This is a genomic window from Chitinophaga sp. 180180018-3 (assembly GCF_037893185.1).
Taxonomy (GTDB): domain Bacteria; phylum Bacteroidota; class Bacteroidia; order Chitinophagales; family Chitinophagaceae; genus Chitinophaga.
Window position 1 is genome coordinate 3,351,447 of record NZ_CP140772.1, and the last position, 15,250, is coordinate 3,366,696.

Consider the following 15,250-nt stretch of genomic DNA (forward strand, 5'->3'; position numbering starts at 1 on the left):
TATGAAAACAATCATCGCAGAAAAACCAAGTGTAGCAAGGGAAATAGCGGGCTTGTTGGGAGCTTCCGATAAAAAGGACGGCTACCTGACGGGTAACGGCTATTTTGTTACGTGGGCATTCGGTCATTTAATAGGCTTGGGAATGCCCGAAGATTACGGCATTTCGGGGTTTGATAAGGCAGCTTTACCGATACTGCCCAAGCCATTTTTATTGACCGTCCGTAAGGTCAAAAAAGACAAAGGCTATACCGCCGATACAGGAACAATAAAGCAACTGAAAGTCATCGAACAGCTTTTTAACCGTAGTAACAGCATTATTGTAGCCACCGATGCAGGTCGTGAGGGGGAACTCATTTTCAGGTATATTTATGAATACCTGAAATGCAACAAGCCTTTTGAACGTCTTTGGATAAGCTCACTAACTGAAAAAGCTATAAAACAAGGCTTTGATAATCTAAAAGACGGGGCAACATTTGACGGATTGTATCAGGCGGCACAAGGCAGAAGCCGTGCCGATTGGCTTGTGGGCATCAATGCTACACAGGCATTGAGCATAGCCGCAGGGAATGGCATTTATTCGCTCGGAAGAGTACAAACGCCTACGCTGGCTTTGATATGCAAACGCTATCTGGAAAATAAAAATTTCTCGGTAAAGAAATATTGGCAGATACAGTTATCGCACAACAAAGAACTGATAGATTTTAAAAGCATTTCCAAAACCAAATGGGAAGACCAAAAACTTGCCGATGATACGCTGAAATCCATTCAGCGAAGCGAAACGGCAACAGTTACATCAGTAGAAACTAAAAGAGTTACAGAACAACCGCCTTTATTGTTCGACCTTACCGGATTGCAAAAGGAAGCCAATAAAAAATTGAACCTTTCTGCTGAAGAAACGCTGAATATTGCCCAAAGCCTCTACGAAAAGAAGTTTATCACATACCCACGTACCGGAAGCAAATACATTCCTGAAGATATGTGGGCAGAAATTCCCAACCTCGTAAGGGCTTTACAGGACAGGGAAACCTGTAAGCAAGCCGTAGCGAAATTGAGATGGGGACGGTTTAATAAGCGTATCGTTAATGATTTGCGTGTTACCGACCACCACGGATTATTGATTACTGACAAAATCCCGTCGGCACTGAATGCAAAGGAAAATGCCGTTTATGATATGATTGCCTTTCGATTGCTCGAAGCCCTTTCACAAGCCTGCATCAAAGAGATAACCGATGTAGGTTTACAAGCGTTGCATTATGATTTTATAGCAAAGGGTTGTAAGGTAATAGAAGCAGGCTGGCGTTCCATCAAAGGAAGTTTTTCTGATGATGATACCGAACCTGTACAGGATTTGCCCGAACTGAAAAAAGGCGATGAACTTAAAATCAAGGAAGCCTCCGTTTTGGAAAAGAAAACGAAACCACCTGTACTTTATACCGAAGCCGGGCTTTTGTCGGCTATGGAAAGTGCTGGCAAGGAAATCGAAAATGAGGACGAAAGGAAAGCCCTGCAAAATATCGGTATAGGTACTCCGGCTACAAGAGCCGCAATTATTGAAACCCTGTTTACCCGTAACTATATCCAAAGGGAAAAGAAATCCTTAATCCCCACTGAAAAGGGATTGCAAGTGTATGAATTGGTCAAAGACCGTAAAATTGCGGATGTGGCAATGACCGCCGAATGGGAACTCGCATTGCAGAAAATTGAGAACAACGAAGCAGATGCGGAGGCATTTCAAAAAGAAATGGAAACTTACGCCTCATCTATTACCAATGAATTGTTGCAAACTTCCATTGCCCAAAACAACCTGCCTAAATTGGTTTGCCCGAAATGCAAAAGCCACGGGCTCATTATCCGTGATAAAATAGTGAAGTGTCCTGATGAAGTTTGTAATTGGGTACAGTTCCGCAATGTGTGTGGCGTACAAATCGGCTTAACCGATATTGAAAACCTTGTCAATAAGGGCAAAACTTCCCTTATCAAAGGAATGACGAGTAAGGCGGGAAAGAAATTCGATGCCTATATCGTATTGGATGCGGATTGCAAAACCTCTTTTGAGTTTGAGAAGAAAAAGAAGAAATAGCTATATTAGCTTTTGGAAAACCTCTTTGTAATGTAATAATGACAGATAAACTTATAATAGCACAAAAGGAAATTGAAAACCTGATATACACCATAAGGGGCAAACAAGTGATGTTGGACAGTGACCTCGCAAGGATTTATCAAGTGGAAACCAAGGTTTTCAATCAGGCAGTAAAACGTAATGAAGAGCGTTTTCCCGAAAATTTCCGTTTTCAATTGACACAGGATGAATTTGATGCTATCAACTTGAGGTCACAATTTGTGACCTCAAGTTTGAATTATGGCGGAAGACGTTATTTACCCTATGTTTTCGCTGAAACAGGAATAGCGATGCTGGCTTCGGTACTCCGTTCAGAAATAGCCATAAAGGTAAGTATTGAGATAATGAATGCCTTTGTAGAAATGCGAAAAATGCTTATCAGCAACGCTTCTTTGTTCCATCGTTTGGATAAAATTGAGTTAAAGCAATTAGAAGCCGACCAAAAATTTGAAGAGATTTTTAAAGCTATGGAAAGCGACAAGCTCCACAGTGAAAAAGGTATTTTCTACAACGGGCAGGTTTTTGATGCCTACGCCTTTGTATCGGATATTATCCGAAATGCAAAAACCTCCATTATCCTGCTGGATAATTATGTGGATGATACCGTATTGACCTTATTGGGCAAGCGAAGCGACAATGTAACCGCAACAATTTATACCAAAAGCATCAGCAATCAGCTACGGTTGGATATGCAACGGTACAATAGCCAATATCCGCCTATTGAAATTGAGGCTTTTTCCGATGCACACGACCGCTTTTTGATTATTGACGATATGGAACTCTACCATATCGGAGCATCACTGAAAGACCTGGGCAAAAAATGGTTTGCCTTTTCGAGAATGGATATTGAGGTGGGCAGAATGCTCAAAATTTTAAACCAACAATAAACCCTCTAATTAAGAGGGTTTTCTTTTAGTTTTTTGATGCTTCAAAATGCTCTTGTACGTTCTTAAATTAACTTCAATAATATTTTTTCTTTAGCCATAAACTTGCCCTTACCAATAATATGAGTACCGGAACTTCCACCAGTGGGCCGATAACGCCCACAAATGCCTGTGGCGAATGAATACCGAAAACCGCTATTGCTACGGCTATTGCCAATTCAAAATTGTTTCCTGTGGCTGTAAATGCGATGGATGCGTTTTTATCGTAAGGAACTTTAAGGGATTTATTGATAAAGAAGCTCACAAAAAACATCAGTACAAAATAGATGATTAGCGGTATGGCTACTTTTATTACATCCATTGGCAACTCTAATATTTTATCGCCTTTCAGACTGAACATTAATACTATCGTAAACAGTAAAGCATATAATGTAATGGGCGATATTCGGGGTACAAATTTCCGGTTATACCATTCTATACCTTTTGATTTTACAAGGAAGTAACGGCTTAAAAAACCTGCCAAGAATGGAATGCCTAAATATATCAATACGCTTTCGGTAACATCTTTCATTGATACGCTTACATTGAAATTGGCTAATCCTAATTTTGCAGGTAATACATTGATGAATAACCAAACCAAGAAGCTATAAGAAAGTATCTGAAAGATGCTGTTTAATGCAACTAACATAGCTGTATATTCTCTGTTAGCTTTAGCTAAATCACTCCACACGATAACCATTGCAATACACCTTGCCAAACCGATAAGAATTAAGCCTGTCATATAATCGGGTTCGTTCCGTAAAAACAAAACTGCTAAACCGAACATCAGTACCGTGCCGATAACCCAATTCAGCAATAAGGATATACCGATTACTTTTTTATCCTTAAATGCCCTAGGTAACAATGAATAATCAACCTTTGCCAATGGCGGGTACATCATCAATATTAAACCTATTGCCAACGGAATGTTTGTAGTGCCTACGGATAGGGCATTTGTAATTTTTGAAATACCGGGAAAGATATATCCCAATCCTATACCTACTGCCATTGCAAGGAATATCCATAAGGTAAGGTATCTGTCTAAGAATTTTAGTTTTGGTTGCATTGCGTGGCTAATTTGTAAGTTCTTTATATTGGTTTGATGTCAATAATTTTTCTAATTCTGCAATATCTTTTATTTCAATTTTTATCAGCCAACCATTTCCAAAAGGTTCTGAATTGATTAGTGTTGGTTCTTTTAATAAGCGTTGGTTCGTTTCAATGATTTTACCCGATACAGGCATAAATAAATCACTGACCGTTTTAACCGCTTCAACAGAGCCGAATACTTCATCCTGCTGAAAACTATATCCAACATTGGGTAAATCTGCATATACGATTTCGCCCAATTCGATTTGTGCAAATTCTGTAATGCCTATTGTACCTGTGTTGTCGTGTACGCTTATCCACGTATGTTCTTTTGAATACTTTCTATCGGTTGGAAATTCCATTTTTATAAATTTTTAGATTAGTAACCTCTCCTTAAATTTTCCGCGTATTCGTTTGGTAAAATGCTTTCCTCTACTGCTTTTGCTGCTCTTTCAATATCATAATCAAAGCGTATAAATTCCACACTGATACTGTCTTTATCCAATACAGAACTTTGCTCGTTGATAGTAAGTATTACATAACCGCCTCTTACATCGCTGTCTTTCGGCTTTCCTACCGAACCTATATTGATGGCGTGTCTGAAATGGTTTTGTCCGTCAATTCCCGAATTTAAAATACGGTGGTATGGCTTATGCGTATGCCCGAAACACATAATGTCTGCGTCTGCCTGTTCCATAATTCTAAGCATACTTTTTTCTTCCCTTTCTTCAAATAAGTATTCGTTTATCTTTCTTGGGCTACCGTGTACCAATAGTAAATTGAGCTTGTCCTCGTTCAACTGAAATTCTACTTTGATATGTGCCGGAAGTGTACGCAAATAGGCTCTTTCTTCATCTTTCATAATAGAGTTGGTAAAGGAAATAGATACGCTGCCATTGCCTTTTTCACTATCGGTTTTATAAGCACATCCGCAATCATTGCTCATACGCCCGATGCCAAAATCATAATTCCCTGCAATGGTTGGTATTTTCCTTTTACGGATTTCGTTCACTACTTCATTTGCCCAAATGTTATAGCCTACCAAATCGCCTAAGCAATAAATACTGTCGGGATTTCTTTTTTCTACATCTTCAAAAAATGCCTCTAATGCAGGTAGATTGGCGTGAATGTCACTGAATAATGCAATTTTCATTTTATCTTATTTTTATGATTATACGATTAACAACATCCCGAATTTGGTGTACAACAAGCGGCACTGTTTAGCTCTGACAGCTTTACTTTTTGTTTCTCTGTTGGAATACCGCAAGCATCCTGAGCAAGACAAGCCGTTGTTTTACTTTTCAGTACGAATATTTTTCCGTTGAAATCCAAATCATATTTTCCGATAGTATCACTTTGATATTCTACTTCTATTTCGGCATCTTCAATCCCTAATTTTTCTTCAGATAGTTTGATGATGTTTAATAATTTGGTTGGCTTTAATCTGTGTTCAAAATCGTTAGCATTCCATAATTGGAAATTGACAACTTTTTCATTTCTGATTGTTCCGCCACAATCAATAAAATTCTTATTGATTTGTCCCACTTCGGTAACGTGGAAATGTTCGGGAACAAACGTTCCGTTCTCTAACTGAAATTCAACATTCTCTAATGTTGGCAAGATTTCTTTGATTTTTGATAGTTTCATATTAACTGAATTTTAAGTGGCACATTAAATGATATATTGCAATATAACGATATTGGATATTAAAAAAATGCTATGAACAGCACTTGGTTACTTTTACCTCCTGATTGAAAAACGCATTAAATTCCTGTTGAATTTCATTCCATACTTTTTCATCAATACAATAGCAAACAGATTTTCCCTCAATCGTACCCTGAACGATACCAATGTTTTTTAATTCCTTTAGATGTTGTGAAATGGTTGCCTGTGCCAACCCTAATTCCTCAACCAAATCGTTACAGATGCAGGCATCTTGATTGATGATATATTGAAGTATGGCAATCCTTGCAGGATGTGCCAAAACCTTAAACTGAGAAGCCAACTTATTCTGTTGGTCTGTAAATATTTCTGATTTAGTAAGTCCCATAGTTTACATTTTTACATCGCAATATTACGATAATAAATTTTAAGCACAAAATAGTTTGTGAAAATTTATGTTCCAATACCAATTCTTTACAAATCTTCATTTCGATTTTCAGCTACAAATAGTAAAACACTGCCTTTCAAAGCCAAACCCTGCCACTTCTTCAAAGGGGCTTATCTACTGCTATAATTTTAGGCTTCAAGCAAAATTCTAAACAAAAATTATAGTATGGATACACAGCAAAAAGACCTATCGTATTTCAGGTTACGATTACAAGAATTATTAAACACCAGCTTCCCCGAAAAAGCAAATGACCAAAAATTTATTGAGCAACGTTCTTCGTGGGCTACCAATGCCTACGAGGGGGCTTTTAGTTCGGGAAACGCTATTGAGCAATGCAACGAAATAGCCAATTACATACTTTTTGAGGGCTTGCATTTCTCCAAATTCGATACCGTGTTTCAGGTGGTATGCAATGAGTTTGATACCATAATGGCAGACGAGGAACTGCGACCGTTCGCCCTTAAAATGTTTTCTGTTTGCGAGCCTGTTTTCTCCGGCTATGAACTGACCTATGATTTCGCATACGGTTTTGAGTTTGACCTGCTCTATACCGAAATAACCGGAACCATCGCAATATGGATAGAGGAAAATGGGCTTCAGTAAAAAGCAACATCTCCAACAGAACATTGATGCCCTGCGAATTGCTTTTAAACTGGAAAAGGAGAAACGACAAGCCACCGTAGGCGAAAGACTGCTAATGATGCAATACAGCGGATTTGGCGGTCTTAAATTCGTGTTGAACCCCATAGCGAACGAAATAGACATCAATAATTGGAGAAAAACAGAACACGACCTTTTCCCGATTACGCAGGAACTCCACCAGCTGCTCAAAGAAAATTCAGAAGACGAAAAGCAATACCGCAGGTATGTGGATAGTATGAAAAGCTCTGTTCTGACGGCTTTTTATACACCGCCACAGGTCATAGATGCGATTTCCGCAACTTTGCGTGAAAGCGGTCTGAACATTGATAAATTCCTCGAACCCTCCGCAGGTATCGGGTCTTTCATACAATCCTTTTCAGAAAATAAAAAAGCCAGTGTTACTGCTTATGAAAAGGATTTGCTCACAGGCAAGATTTTAAAACAGCTTTATCCCGAAAGCATAATCCGTATAAGCGGTTTTGAGGAAATCCCCGAAAAGGGACAAAACAGCTTTGATGTAATCGCCAGTAATATACCGTTCGGCGATACTTCCGTCTTTGATTTATCCTATTCCCGAAGCAAGGACAGTGCAAAAGTACAGGCAGCCCGAAGCATACACAATTACTTCTTTTTGAAAGGTGCTGATATGCTCCGTGAGGGCGGTTTGCTGGCTTACATTACTTCACAGGGCATTCTGAATAGTCCGAAGAACGAGCCGATACGCAGGGCGTTGATGCAGGATAATAATTTGGTTTCGGCTGTCCGCTTACCCAACAACCTGTTTACGGAATATGCAGGAACGGAGGTTGGCAGTGATTTGATTATTCTGCAAAAGAACACAGCAAAACAAAGTCTGACCGAAAGGGAAGATCTGTTTTGCCAAAGCAGGCAAACAGAATACAATGCTCCGGGCAATGCACTCTTTCAGGACAGCACAAGAATTGTGCATACCGATAGAAAATTAGATACCGACCCTTACGGACAACCTGCACTCATCTATATTCATAAAGACGGCGTTAACGGAATTGCCAAAGACCTCAAACAAATGCTTTCCGAAGATTTTGGAAAACATCTGAATTTGAGTTTATATAGAGGCGAACGGAACGATGAGCCTGTAATACAAATTCCAGCTACTCCAAAGGTAACACCTCCAATTGTCGAACCTGTAACCATTCAGGCGGAAATACAACCTTTATCAATCAATCGGGAAAGCCCGCAGGAATTAAAACAATTAAGCATTTTCGACCTGTTTGAAAATGCGGACGAACCTGTAATGGTTGTTGCTCCGCCCAAAAGAACGACACAAGTTAAAAGGCAAAGCACCAATAAAAGAAGAGGTGCAATGGGTCGCCAACCTGACCTGTTCAGTAGTGCGATACAGCAACCTTATACACCTCCGATTACCAATAGAACTGCCAACGGAAGCCCATCTACCAATGGCAAAAAACAGGAAGCCATCGGCGACCTGTTTTCGGGTATCAACGGGAATGGCCAAGCTGATAAGCCAGCCGTTCCCGACACCATTCCCGAACCTGCTATGTATAGTGGCAAACTGCATCCGTTCCACCGTAACGATAGCCTTGTCGTGGATAATGGTTGGGTCGGTCATCTGCAAGATGTAGATACATCAGACGGTACGGCAGTTTTCCACCCTTTGCAATTACCGACCTTACAGAAAGCAAGAGCCGAAGCGTATATCGAGGTGCGTGATATTTACCAACAGCTTTACACTAACGAAGCAGAGCTTCAGACCGAACACAAAGAAGAAAGGGAAAACCTTAACCGTTTATACGATGCCTTTGTTAAAAGATACGGCAACCTCAACAGTGCCGATAATATCAAGCTCATTAAAACGGATAGTTCCGGTAAGGAAATTCCTTATTTGGAACGTGTTATTGGGGGTGTTGTACACAAAGCCGATATATTCAGCAGACCTGTTAGTTTTTCTACCATAACCATAGCAACGGATAATCCCGAAGAAGCATTAGCGGCTTCACTGAACAAATACGGAAGCGTGGATTTGGACTATATGTCCGAAATCAGCGGTATTACCGATGATGCTTTGAAAGAAGCCTTACACGGTCGTATTTACTACAATCCTCTGCAAAAGGAATACGAAATATCCGAACGGTGGATTGCAGGTAACGTAGTGGAGAAAGCCGAAGAGGTACGAACCTACCTCGAACGCAATCCCGATGACAGCGAAGCCAAAACAAGCCTTACGGTTTTGGAAGAAGCCCGCCCAAGACGAATTGAGTTTGAGGAACTCGATTTTAATTTGGGCGAACGCTGGATACCCACAGGCATTTACGCCCGATTTGCTTCACATCTTTTTGATACAGATGTACTCGTTCATTATTCTGAAAGCTCCGATGACTTTTCCGTAAAGTGTGACCGTAAGAATTTGCATATATGGGAGAAATACGCTGTCAAAGCAGAAAGCCGGACGTTTGACGGGGTTGCCCTGCTCAAACACGCCCTTGTCAATACTACGCCTGATATTACCAAAAAAATTACGGTTGGCGACCAAGAGGTCAAAGTACGGGATATGGAAGCCATACAAATGGCGAATACCAAGATTGACGAAATCCGTACCGCCTTTACCGATTGGCTGCACGCCCAAAACGATGAGTTTAAAAGTAGGCTGACCGACCAATACAACGATACCTTTAACTGCTTCGTCCGACCTAACTATGACGGAAGCCATCAGGACTTTCCGGGCTTAGACCGTAAGGCATTGGGCATTGAAGACCTGTATTCAAGCCAAAAGGACACGGTTTGGATGATTAAGCTAAACGGCGGTGCTATCTGCGACCACGAAGTAGGTGCAGGAAAAACGTTGGTAATGTGTACGGCAGCACAGGAAATGAAACGTTTGGGATTGGCACACAAACCGATGATTATCGGGCTGAAAAGCAATGTTCACGAAATTGCCGAAGCCTACCGCACTGCCTATCCACACGCTAAAATCCTGTTTCCGGGCAAAGAAGATTTTACGCCCCAAAAACGCCTGCGAATTTTCGGGGATATTAAAAATAACGATTGGGATTGTGTAATCCTCACACACGACCAATTCGGAATGATACCACAATCGCCCGAAATACAAAAGGAAATACTCGAAATAGAATTGGACAGCGTAGAGCGAAACCTCGATGCACTGGAATCGCAAGGCAAGGAAGTTACCAGAGGTATGCTTGCCGGAGTAATCAAGCGGAAAGAAAACCTCGAAGTCAAACTCAAAACCCTGCAACACGATATTGAAAATCGCAAAGATGATGTGGTGGATTTTAAGATGATGGGCATTGACCATTTGTTTGTGGACGAAAGCCACCAATTCAAAAACCTGATGTTCAACACAAGGCATACAAGGGTTGCCGGATTGGGCAATGTGGACGGCAGCCAAAAGGCATTGAACCTGCTCTTTGCTATCCGTACCATTCAGGAACGCATCAATGCGGATATGGGAGCAACTTTCCTTTCGGGAACGACCATAAGCAACTCACTAACGGAACTGTACCTACTTTTTAAGTACCTGCGACCAAGAGCATTGGAAAAACAAGGCATTCACTCTTTTGATGCGTGGGCTGCTATTTATGCAAGGAAAACGACCGATTATGAATTTTCTGTTGCTAACAACATTGTAGCAAAAGAACGTTTCCGATACTTTATCAAAGTGCCGGAGCTGGCACAATTCTACTCGGAAATCACAGATTACCGAACGGCAAAAGATATAGGAATTGACCGCCCCAACAAGAACGAGGTTCTTTATAACATATCGGCCACACCTGACCAGGAAGCGTTTATCCAAAGTCTGATGCAATTCGCCAAATCGGGAGATGCCACTTTGTTGGGAAGAGCACCTTTATCTCCATCGGAAGAAAAAGCAAAGATGCTTATCGCAACGGACTACGCCCGTAAGATGTCGCTCGATATGCGTATGGTAAGCGGTATGTACGAAGACCACCCCGATAATAAGGCTTCGCATTGTGCGGCAAACATTGCCAAGTATTACAACCAATACAATGCACAGAAAGGAACGCAATTCGTTTTCTCCGATTTGGGAACCTACAAGCCGGGCGAATGGAATGTGTACTCCGAAATCAAACGCAAGCTCGTGGAAGACCACGGCATACCTGCACACGAAGTCCGGTTTATACAGGAGGCTAAAAATGATAAGCAACGTAAGGAGCTTATCAAAGGTATGAACGAGGGAAAAATCAGGGTGTTGTTCGGTTCTACAAGTATGTTGGGTACAGGTGTGAATGCACAGAAAAGAGCCGTTGCGGTTCATCATCTGGATACGCCGTGGCGACCGAGTGACCTTGCCCAAAGGGACGGTCGGGCAGTCCGAAAAGGCAATGAGATTGCCAAGTTCTTTGCCGACAACAAAGTAGATGTGATTATTTATGCCGTAGAAAAATCATTGGATAGCTACAAGTTCAACCTGTTGTATAATAAACAGCTATTTATAGACCAATTAAAAAATAACAATCTCGGCAAACGGACTATTGACGAGGGCAGTATGGACGAAAAATCGGGAATGAACTTTTCGGAATATGTGGCTATCCTGTCGGGAAATACAGACCTGTTGGATAAAGCCAAGTTAGAAAAACAGATTGCAGGATTGGAAAGCGAAAAACAGGCGTTTAACCGTTCCAAGTTCAGTGCCAAATACAAGCTGCAAGACTTTACGGAATTGCTGGATAGTACGCAATCCCGATTAAACAGAATGAGCCTTGATTGGGGAAACTTACAGCAACGCATACAAAAGCGTTCGGATGGCACAATTGCAAATCCTGTACAGTTGGACGGTTTACCGCACAATGCGGATATTAAACAAATCGGTGCAAAGCTCAACCAGCTTTCGGACAAAGCCCGCACCGGAGGTCAGTATGAAGAAATCGGTAGTTTGTACGGATTTACGCTGTTGGTAAAAACCGAAATGTCCGAAAAGGAGGGCGTGGATATACGGGTAAACCGATTTTTGGTACAAGGCGAGGGCAATATCAAATATACCTACAACAACGGTTTAATCGCTAAAGATGAAAAGCTGGCTGCTGTAAATTTCCTTAATGCACTGGAGAAATTGCCCAGCTACATCGAGCAGGAACAAAAGAAAATTATAGAAATAAAAAAAGACTTACCTGTTCTCCAGGAAGTTGTCAATGGTACTTGGTCTAAGGAAAGCCGGTTGAGCGAACTCAAAACGGAACTGGCTGGCATTGAACGGAAGATACAGTTATCTATTACGCCGGAAACTAAAGAAGAACCTGCGGAACAAACCGAAAAACAAACTTCCAATATTTCGGAGAATATTGTACGGACTAAAGGTATTCATTTACCTCGTGGGGTATTGTAAGAATACTTATTGTATTTCGTCCTCTTCGTCCATTTTTTTAAGCAGGCTTTCTTTAAGGCTGTCAAGGAATTTGGTGCGGTTTATTTTTCGGGATTTAAGTTCCATAAACGTATGATAAAAGTCGCCTAAACTGATATTGAATGTGCTTTCAAATGTTTTGGCGATGGCTATTATATCTGCATTGCCAAATGCACCCTGCGAATGGAGTGAGTAAATTAACTCGGTTAATGCTGTTTTGCTTTCTATCCAATTTAAAGTAAAACTGTTAGACGGTTTCTTCTGATTGTTATTGTTTAGTTGGTCTTCGATATAAACTTGTATGAGGTCGTTGGCGATAATCTTTGCCGCTTTATAATCGTGGGAAGTAGAAAATCGATGGTCGGTTTCAAAAAACACAGTATCCAAGCTCAATTTTATATCGTGTTTGCCCCGTACAAATAGCTTATCATCAATAAATGAGTTATTCGTCCGGTAATATTTATAAAATTCAAGGTTGTTGTCAAAATACCTTTTAAGCTTTTTCAATTCTTCGTTTAGATATTTCCTGTTCGGTTTTGTACCGTATGGCTTCTTTGTTTCGATTTTATAAATAGCATTATAATAAATTAGTTTTGAAACGATAGCAGGTTTCTGATATTTGAAAAAATGTATTTCCTCATCAATATTTTTAAACCCTCTATTTAAAACATATTCCTTTATTTTAGACAAGCTTTTAAGGATGATATCTATAATCGCTTCTATCCGTTCAATAGAATAATCGGCTTCAATCTCTAATTCGTTGATTGATGTTTCCAGTTTCTTTATCGTTTCATTGTAATATTTATCCATTCAGTTTACTTCTTGATGTTTGAGTTATAAATGGAGAAGCCTAAATTTGTTATTATATTTAGGCATCATCCAGTTTATAGAAATAGAGAATGTTCAAGCATTTACTAATATCATACAAAGCATTCACGAACTGCACTTTTGGAATTACGATTACTCCAGTAAATTGTATTCTTGCTTTAAGTTGATATTGTTTCACTATAGTTTCTATTGAAAACAACCCACACATTTTACGCTGTCAGGGATAATGAGCATACGTTTATAAGGAATGGGGTGATGGCATTTAATACAGATACCAAAGCTCTCATCATTGATTTTTTGTAAAGCATTTTTTAATCTTATCAATTTGCTTTCAGCTTCACGTAAACTGGCTTCCAACACACTTTTATTGTTAATGGCATCCATTCTACTAATTCTTCCAATAGCAACATCGGGGGCTACAGGTTTGGTCATTTCCTTGTAGTCCGCAATGTCTTTTTTAGTTTTGGCTATTTTTTGCTCGATTGCAGTTTGCAATTCTGCTTTTTCTTCCTGTGTCATAAGAAATTATTTATCCAACATCACTTTGTAAGTGGGGTCTTCAATAATATTTATTTCGATAACACTTTCAGCATTTTTCAATAATTGTCTACAGTCCTGACTTAAATGACGCAAATGGATTTTTTTGTTTTGTTTAGCGTAGCGATGTGTCAGTACATTAAGTGCTTCAATAGCAGACATATCCACCACTTTACTTTCTTTGAAATCAATAATGACTTCTTCGGGGTCATTAAGGATATCGAATTTTTCAGTAAAGGCTGTTGTAGAACCAAAGAAAAGCGGTCCGAAAATTTCATAATGCTTTATTCCTGTTTCGTCAACATATTTTCTGGCACGAATACGTTTTGCACTTTCCCAAGCAAACACTAATGCGGAAATGATAACACCGATTAATACGGCTAATGCGAGATTATGTAAAACAACCGTAATCAGAGCGACCAGCATACCAACGAAAATATCGTGTCGTGGCATTTTATTGATGATGCGAATACTTGCCCATTCAAACGTACCGATAGCTACCATTATCATCAAACCTGTAAGAGCTGCCATAGGCACTTTTTCTATCAGACCACTGCCAAACATAATAAAAATTAACAAAGCCACAGAAGCGATAATTCCTGACAACCGTGCCCTTGCACCACTGGAAATATTGATTAAACTCTGACCAAGCATAGCACAACCGCCCATTCCTGAAAAGAAACCAGATAAAATATTAGCGGTTCCTTGTGCCACAGCTTCTCTATTACTATAGCCTCTTGTTTCAGTAATTTCATCTATGATATTTAACGTAAGCAAACTTTCAATCAGTCCCACACCCGCAACTATTGCGGCATAAGGAAAAATGATTTGAAGTGTTTCTAAATTAAAAGGAATAGAAGGAATATGAAACGGGGGAAAACCACCTTTTATTGACGCAATATCGCCAACGGTTTTAGTGTCTAATTTAAGAAAATACACCAGTCCAAATACAACCAAAATAGCAGTTAGAGATGCCGGAATAGCTTTGGTTAATTTTGGCAAACCCCAGATGATAAGCATTGTTAGAGCTACTAAGCCCAAAAGGATATACATATTCGAACCAGTAAGCCAATTGCCGGAAGCGTCTTTAAACTGGTCGAGCTGCGACATAAAAATGATAATCGCTAAACCGTTCACAAAACCAAAAATAACAGGATGTGGCACTAATCGAATGAGCTTTCCTAATTTTAGAAATCCCGCTAACATCTGAATAAGACCAGCAAGGATAACGGTGGCAAAGACGTACTCTACACCGTGGGTTTTTGCTAAAGCCACGATGACAACTGCGATTGCACCTGTTGCTCCTGAAATCATTCCGGGACGACCGCCTAATATAGAAGTAACCAGCCCCATCATAAAGGCGGCATATAAACCAACTAATGGAGAAAGTCCTGCAATTAAAGCAAATGCTACCGCTTCAGGAACCAATGCCAAGGCTACGGTAATACCTGATAACACTTCTGTTTTGTAATCTACCTTTTGTTTGAAATCAAACAAATTAATGATTTTTTGCATAATATATATAGAATTAAAATTGTTGAAAAGGCAATGAGCCGAAAGTGAAACTTTCGGATGCGACAAAGCGACCAATAAATTAAATTGGGAAAAAGAACTGCTAACCGCCT

At 40.0% G+C, this 15,250-nt stretch carries 12 protein-coding genes; 4 read left to right on the plus strand and 8 right to left on the minus strand.

The window, feature by feature from the left end:
• The first annotated feature begins 1 nt into the window (after position 1).
• Both UNH61_RS13165 and UNH61_RS13170 read left to right on the plus strand, forming a co-directional pair.
• Complete coding sequence (locus UNH61_RS13165; RefSeq protein ID WP_019975895.1) at positions 2 to 2,080, plus strand: type IA DNA topoisomerase; 2,079 nt, start codon at positions 2 to 4, stop codon at positions 2,078 to 2,080.
• Positions 2,081 to 2,118: 38 nt separating this feature from the next.
• Positions 2,119 to 3,006: an ORF6N domain-containing protein gene (locus UNH61_RS13170; protein WP_019975896.1), complete on the plus strand. Its 888-nt coding sequence runs from the start codon at positions 2,119 to 2,121 to the stop codon at positions 3,004 to 3,006.
• Between the two features lie 73 nt (positions 3,007 to 3,079).
• Here UNH61_RS13170 and arsB read toward each other — a convergent pair whose 3' ends face one another.
• The 5 genes from arsB to UNH61_RS13195 form a co-directional block, all read right to left on the minus strand.
• Positions 3,080 to 4,108, minus strand: a complete 1,029-nt coding sequence (arsB, locus tag UNH61_RS13175) for an ACR3 family arsenite efflux transporter (protein WP_275154827.1) — start codon at positions 4,106 to 4,108, stop codon at positions 3,080 to 3,082.
• A gap of 7 nt (positions 4,109 to 4,115) precedes the next feature.
• Positions 4,116 to 4,493 carry a glycine cleavage system protein GcvH gene (gene gcvH / locus UNH61_RS13180; protein WP_275154826.1) on the minus strand — a complete coding sequence of 126 codons (378 nt, stop codon included), beginning with the start codon at positions 4,491 to 4,493 and terminating at the stop codon, positions 4,116 to 4,118.
• 17 nt (positions 4,494 to 4,510) lie between these two features.
• A complete protein-coding gene (locus tag UNH61_RS13185; RefSeq protein WP_275154825.1) occupies positions 4,511 to 5,284 on the minus strand; it encodes a metallophosphoesterase family protein in 774 nt (257 codons plus the stop codon).
• Between the two features lie 26 nt (positions 5,285 to 5,310).
• Entirely contained in the window at positions 5,311 to 5,778 is a 468-nt protein-coding gene (locus UNH61_RS13190) for a DUF6428 family protein (RefSeq protein WP_275154824.1), read from the minus strand.
• Between the two features lie 70 nt (positions 5,779 to 5,848).
• Positions 5,849 to 6,181, minus strand: coding sequence for a metalloregulator ArsR/SmtB family transcription factor (locus UNH61_RS13195; protein ID WP_019974880.1), 333 nt, complete (start codon positions 6,179 to 6,181; stop codon positions 5,849 to 5,851).
• Between the two features lie 225 nt (positions 6,182 to 6,406).
• Between UNH61_RS13195 and UNH61_RS13200 the strand changes: the two genes are divergently transcribed.
• Positions 6,407 to 6,844, plus strand: coding sequence for a DUF1896 domain-containing protein (locus tag UNH61_RS13200; protein WP_019974881.1), 438 nt, complete (start codon positions 6,407 to 6,409; stop codon positions 6,842 to 6,844).
• A gap of 274 nt (positions 6,845 to 7,118) precedes the next feature.
• Positions 7,119 to 12,242 carry an N-6 DNA methylase gene (locus UNH61_RS13205; protein WP_339071677.1) on the plus strand — a complete coding sequence of 1,708 codons (5,124 nt, stop codon included), beginning with the start codon at positions 7,119 to 7,121 and terminating at the stop codon, positions 12,240 to 12,242.
• 6 nt (positions 12,243 to 12,248) lie between these two features.
• On the opposite strand, the gene UNH61_RS13210 is transcribed toward UNH61_RS13205, so the two are convergent.
• From UNH61_RS13210 to UNH61_RS13220, 3 genes are all read right to left on the minus strand, one after another.
• Complete coding sequence (locus tag UNH61_RS13210; RefSeq protein ID WP_019974883.1) at positions 12,249 to 13,070, minus strand: RteC domain-containing protein; 822 nt, start codon at positions 13,068 to 13,070, stop codon at positions 12,249 to 12,251.
• A gap of 204 nt (positions 13,071 to 13,274) precedes the next feature.
• Positions 13,275 to 13,607, minus strand: coding sequence for a TraR/DksA C4-type zinc finger protein (locus UNH61_RS13215; protein ID WP_019974884.1), 333 nt, complete (start codon positions 13,605 to 13,607; stop codon positions 13,275 to 13,277).
• A gap of 6 nt (positions 13,608 to 13,613) precedes the next feature.
• Complete coding sequence (locus UNH61_RS13220; protein ID WP_275154823.1) at positions 13,614 to 15,140, minus strand: SulP family inorganic anion transporter; 1,527 nt, start codon at positions 15,138 to 15,140, stop codon at positions 13,614 to 13,616.
• Positions 15,141 to 15,250: the final 110 nt, after the last annotated feature.

Coding starts and splice junctions, on each gene's coding strand:
- UNH61_RS13165 (WP_019975895.1), top strand. CDS start 2: ATGAAAACAATCATCGCAGAAAAACCAAGTGTAGCAAGGGAAATAGCG.
- UNH61_RS13170 (WP_019975896.1), top strand. CDS start 2,119: ATGACAGATAAACTTATAATAGCACAAAAGGAAATTGAAAACCTGATA.
- arsB (WP_275154827.1), bottom strand. CDS start 4,108: ATGCAACCAAAACTAAAATTCTTAGACAGATACCTTACCTTATGGATA.
- gcvH (WP_275154826.1), bottom strand. CDS start 4,493: ATGGAATTTCCAACCGATAGAAAGTATTCAAAAGAACATACGTGGATA.
- UNH61_RS13185 (WP_275154825.1), bottom strand. CDS start 5,284: ATGAAAATTGCATTATTCAGTGACATTCACGCCAATCTACCTGCATTA.
- UNH61_RS13190 (WP_275154824.1), bottom strand. CDS start 5,778: ATGAAACTATCAAAAATCAAAGAAATCTTGCCAACATTAGAGAATGTT.
- UNH61_RS13195 (WP_019974880.1), bottom strand. CDS start 6,181: ATGGGACTTACTAAATCAGAAATATTTACAGACCAACAGAATAAGTTG.
- UNH61_RS13200 (WP_019974881.1), top strand. CDS start 6,407: ATGGATACACAGCAAAAAGACCTATCGTATTTCAGGTTACGATTACAA.
- UNH61_RS13205 (WP_339071677.1), top strand. CDS start 7,119: ATGAAAAGCTCTGTTCTGACGGCTTTTTATACACCGCCACAGGTCATA.
- UNH61_RS13210 (WP_019974883.1), bottom strand. CDS start 13,070: ATGGATAAATATTACAATGAAACGATAAAGAAACTGGAAACATCAATC.
- UNH61_RS13215 (WP_019974884.1), bottom strand. CDS start 13,607: ATGACACAGGAAGAAAAAGCAGAATTGCAAACTGCAATCGAGCAAAAA.
- UNH61_RS13220 (WP_275154823.1), bottom strand. CDS start 15,140: ATGCAAAAAATCATTAATTTGTTTGATTTCAAACAAAAGGTAGATTAC.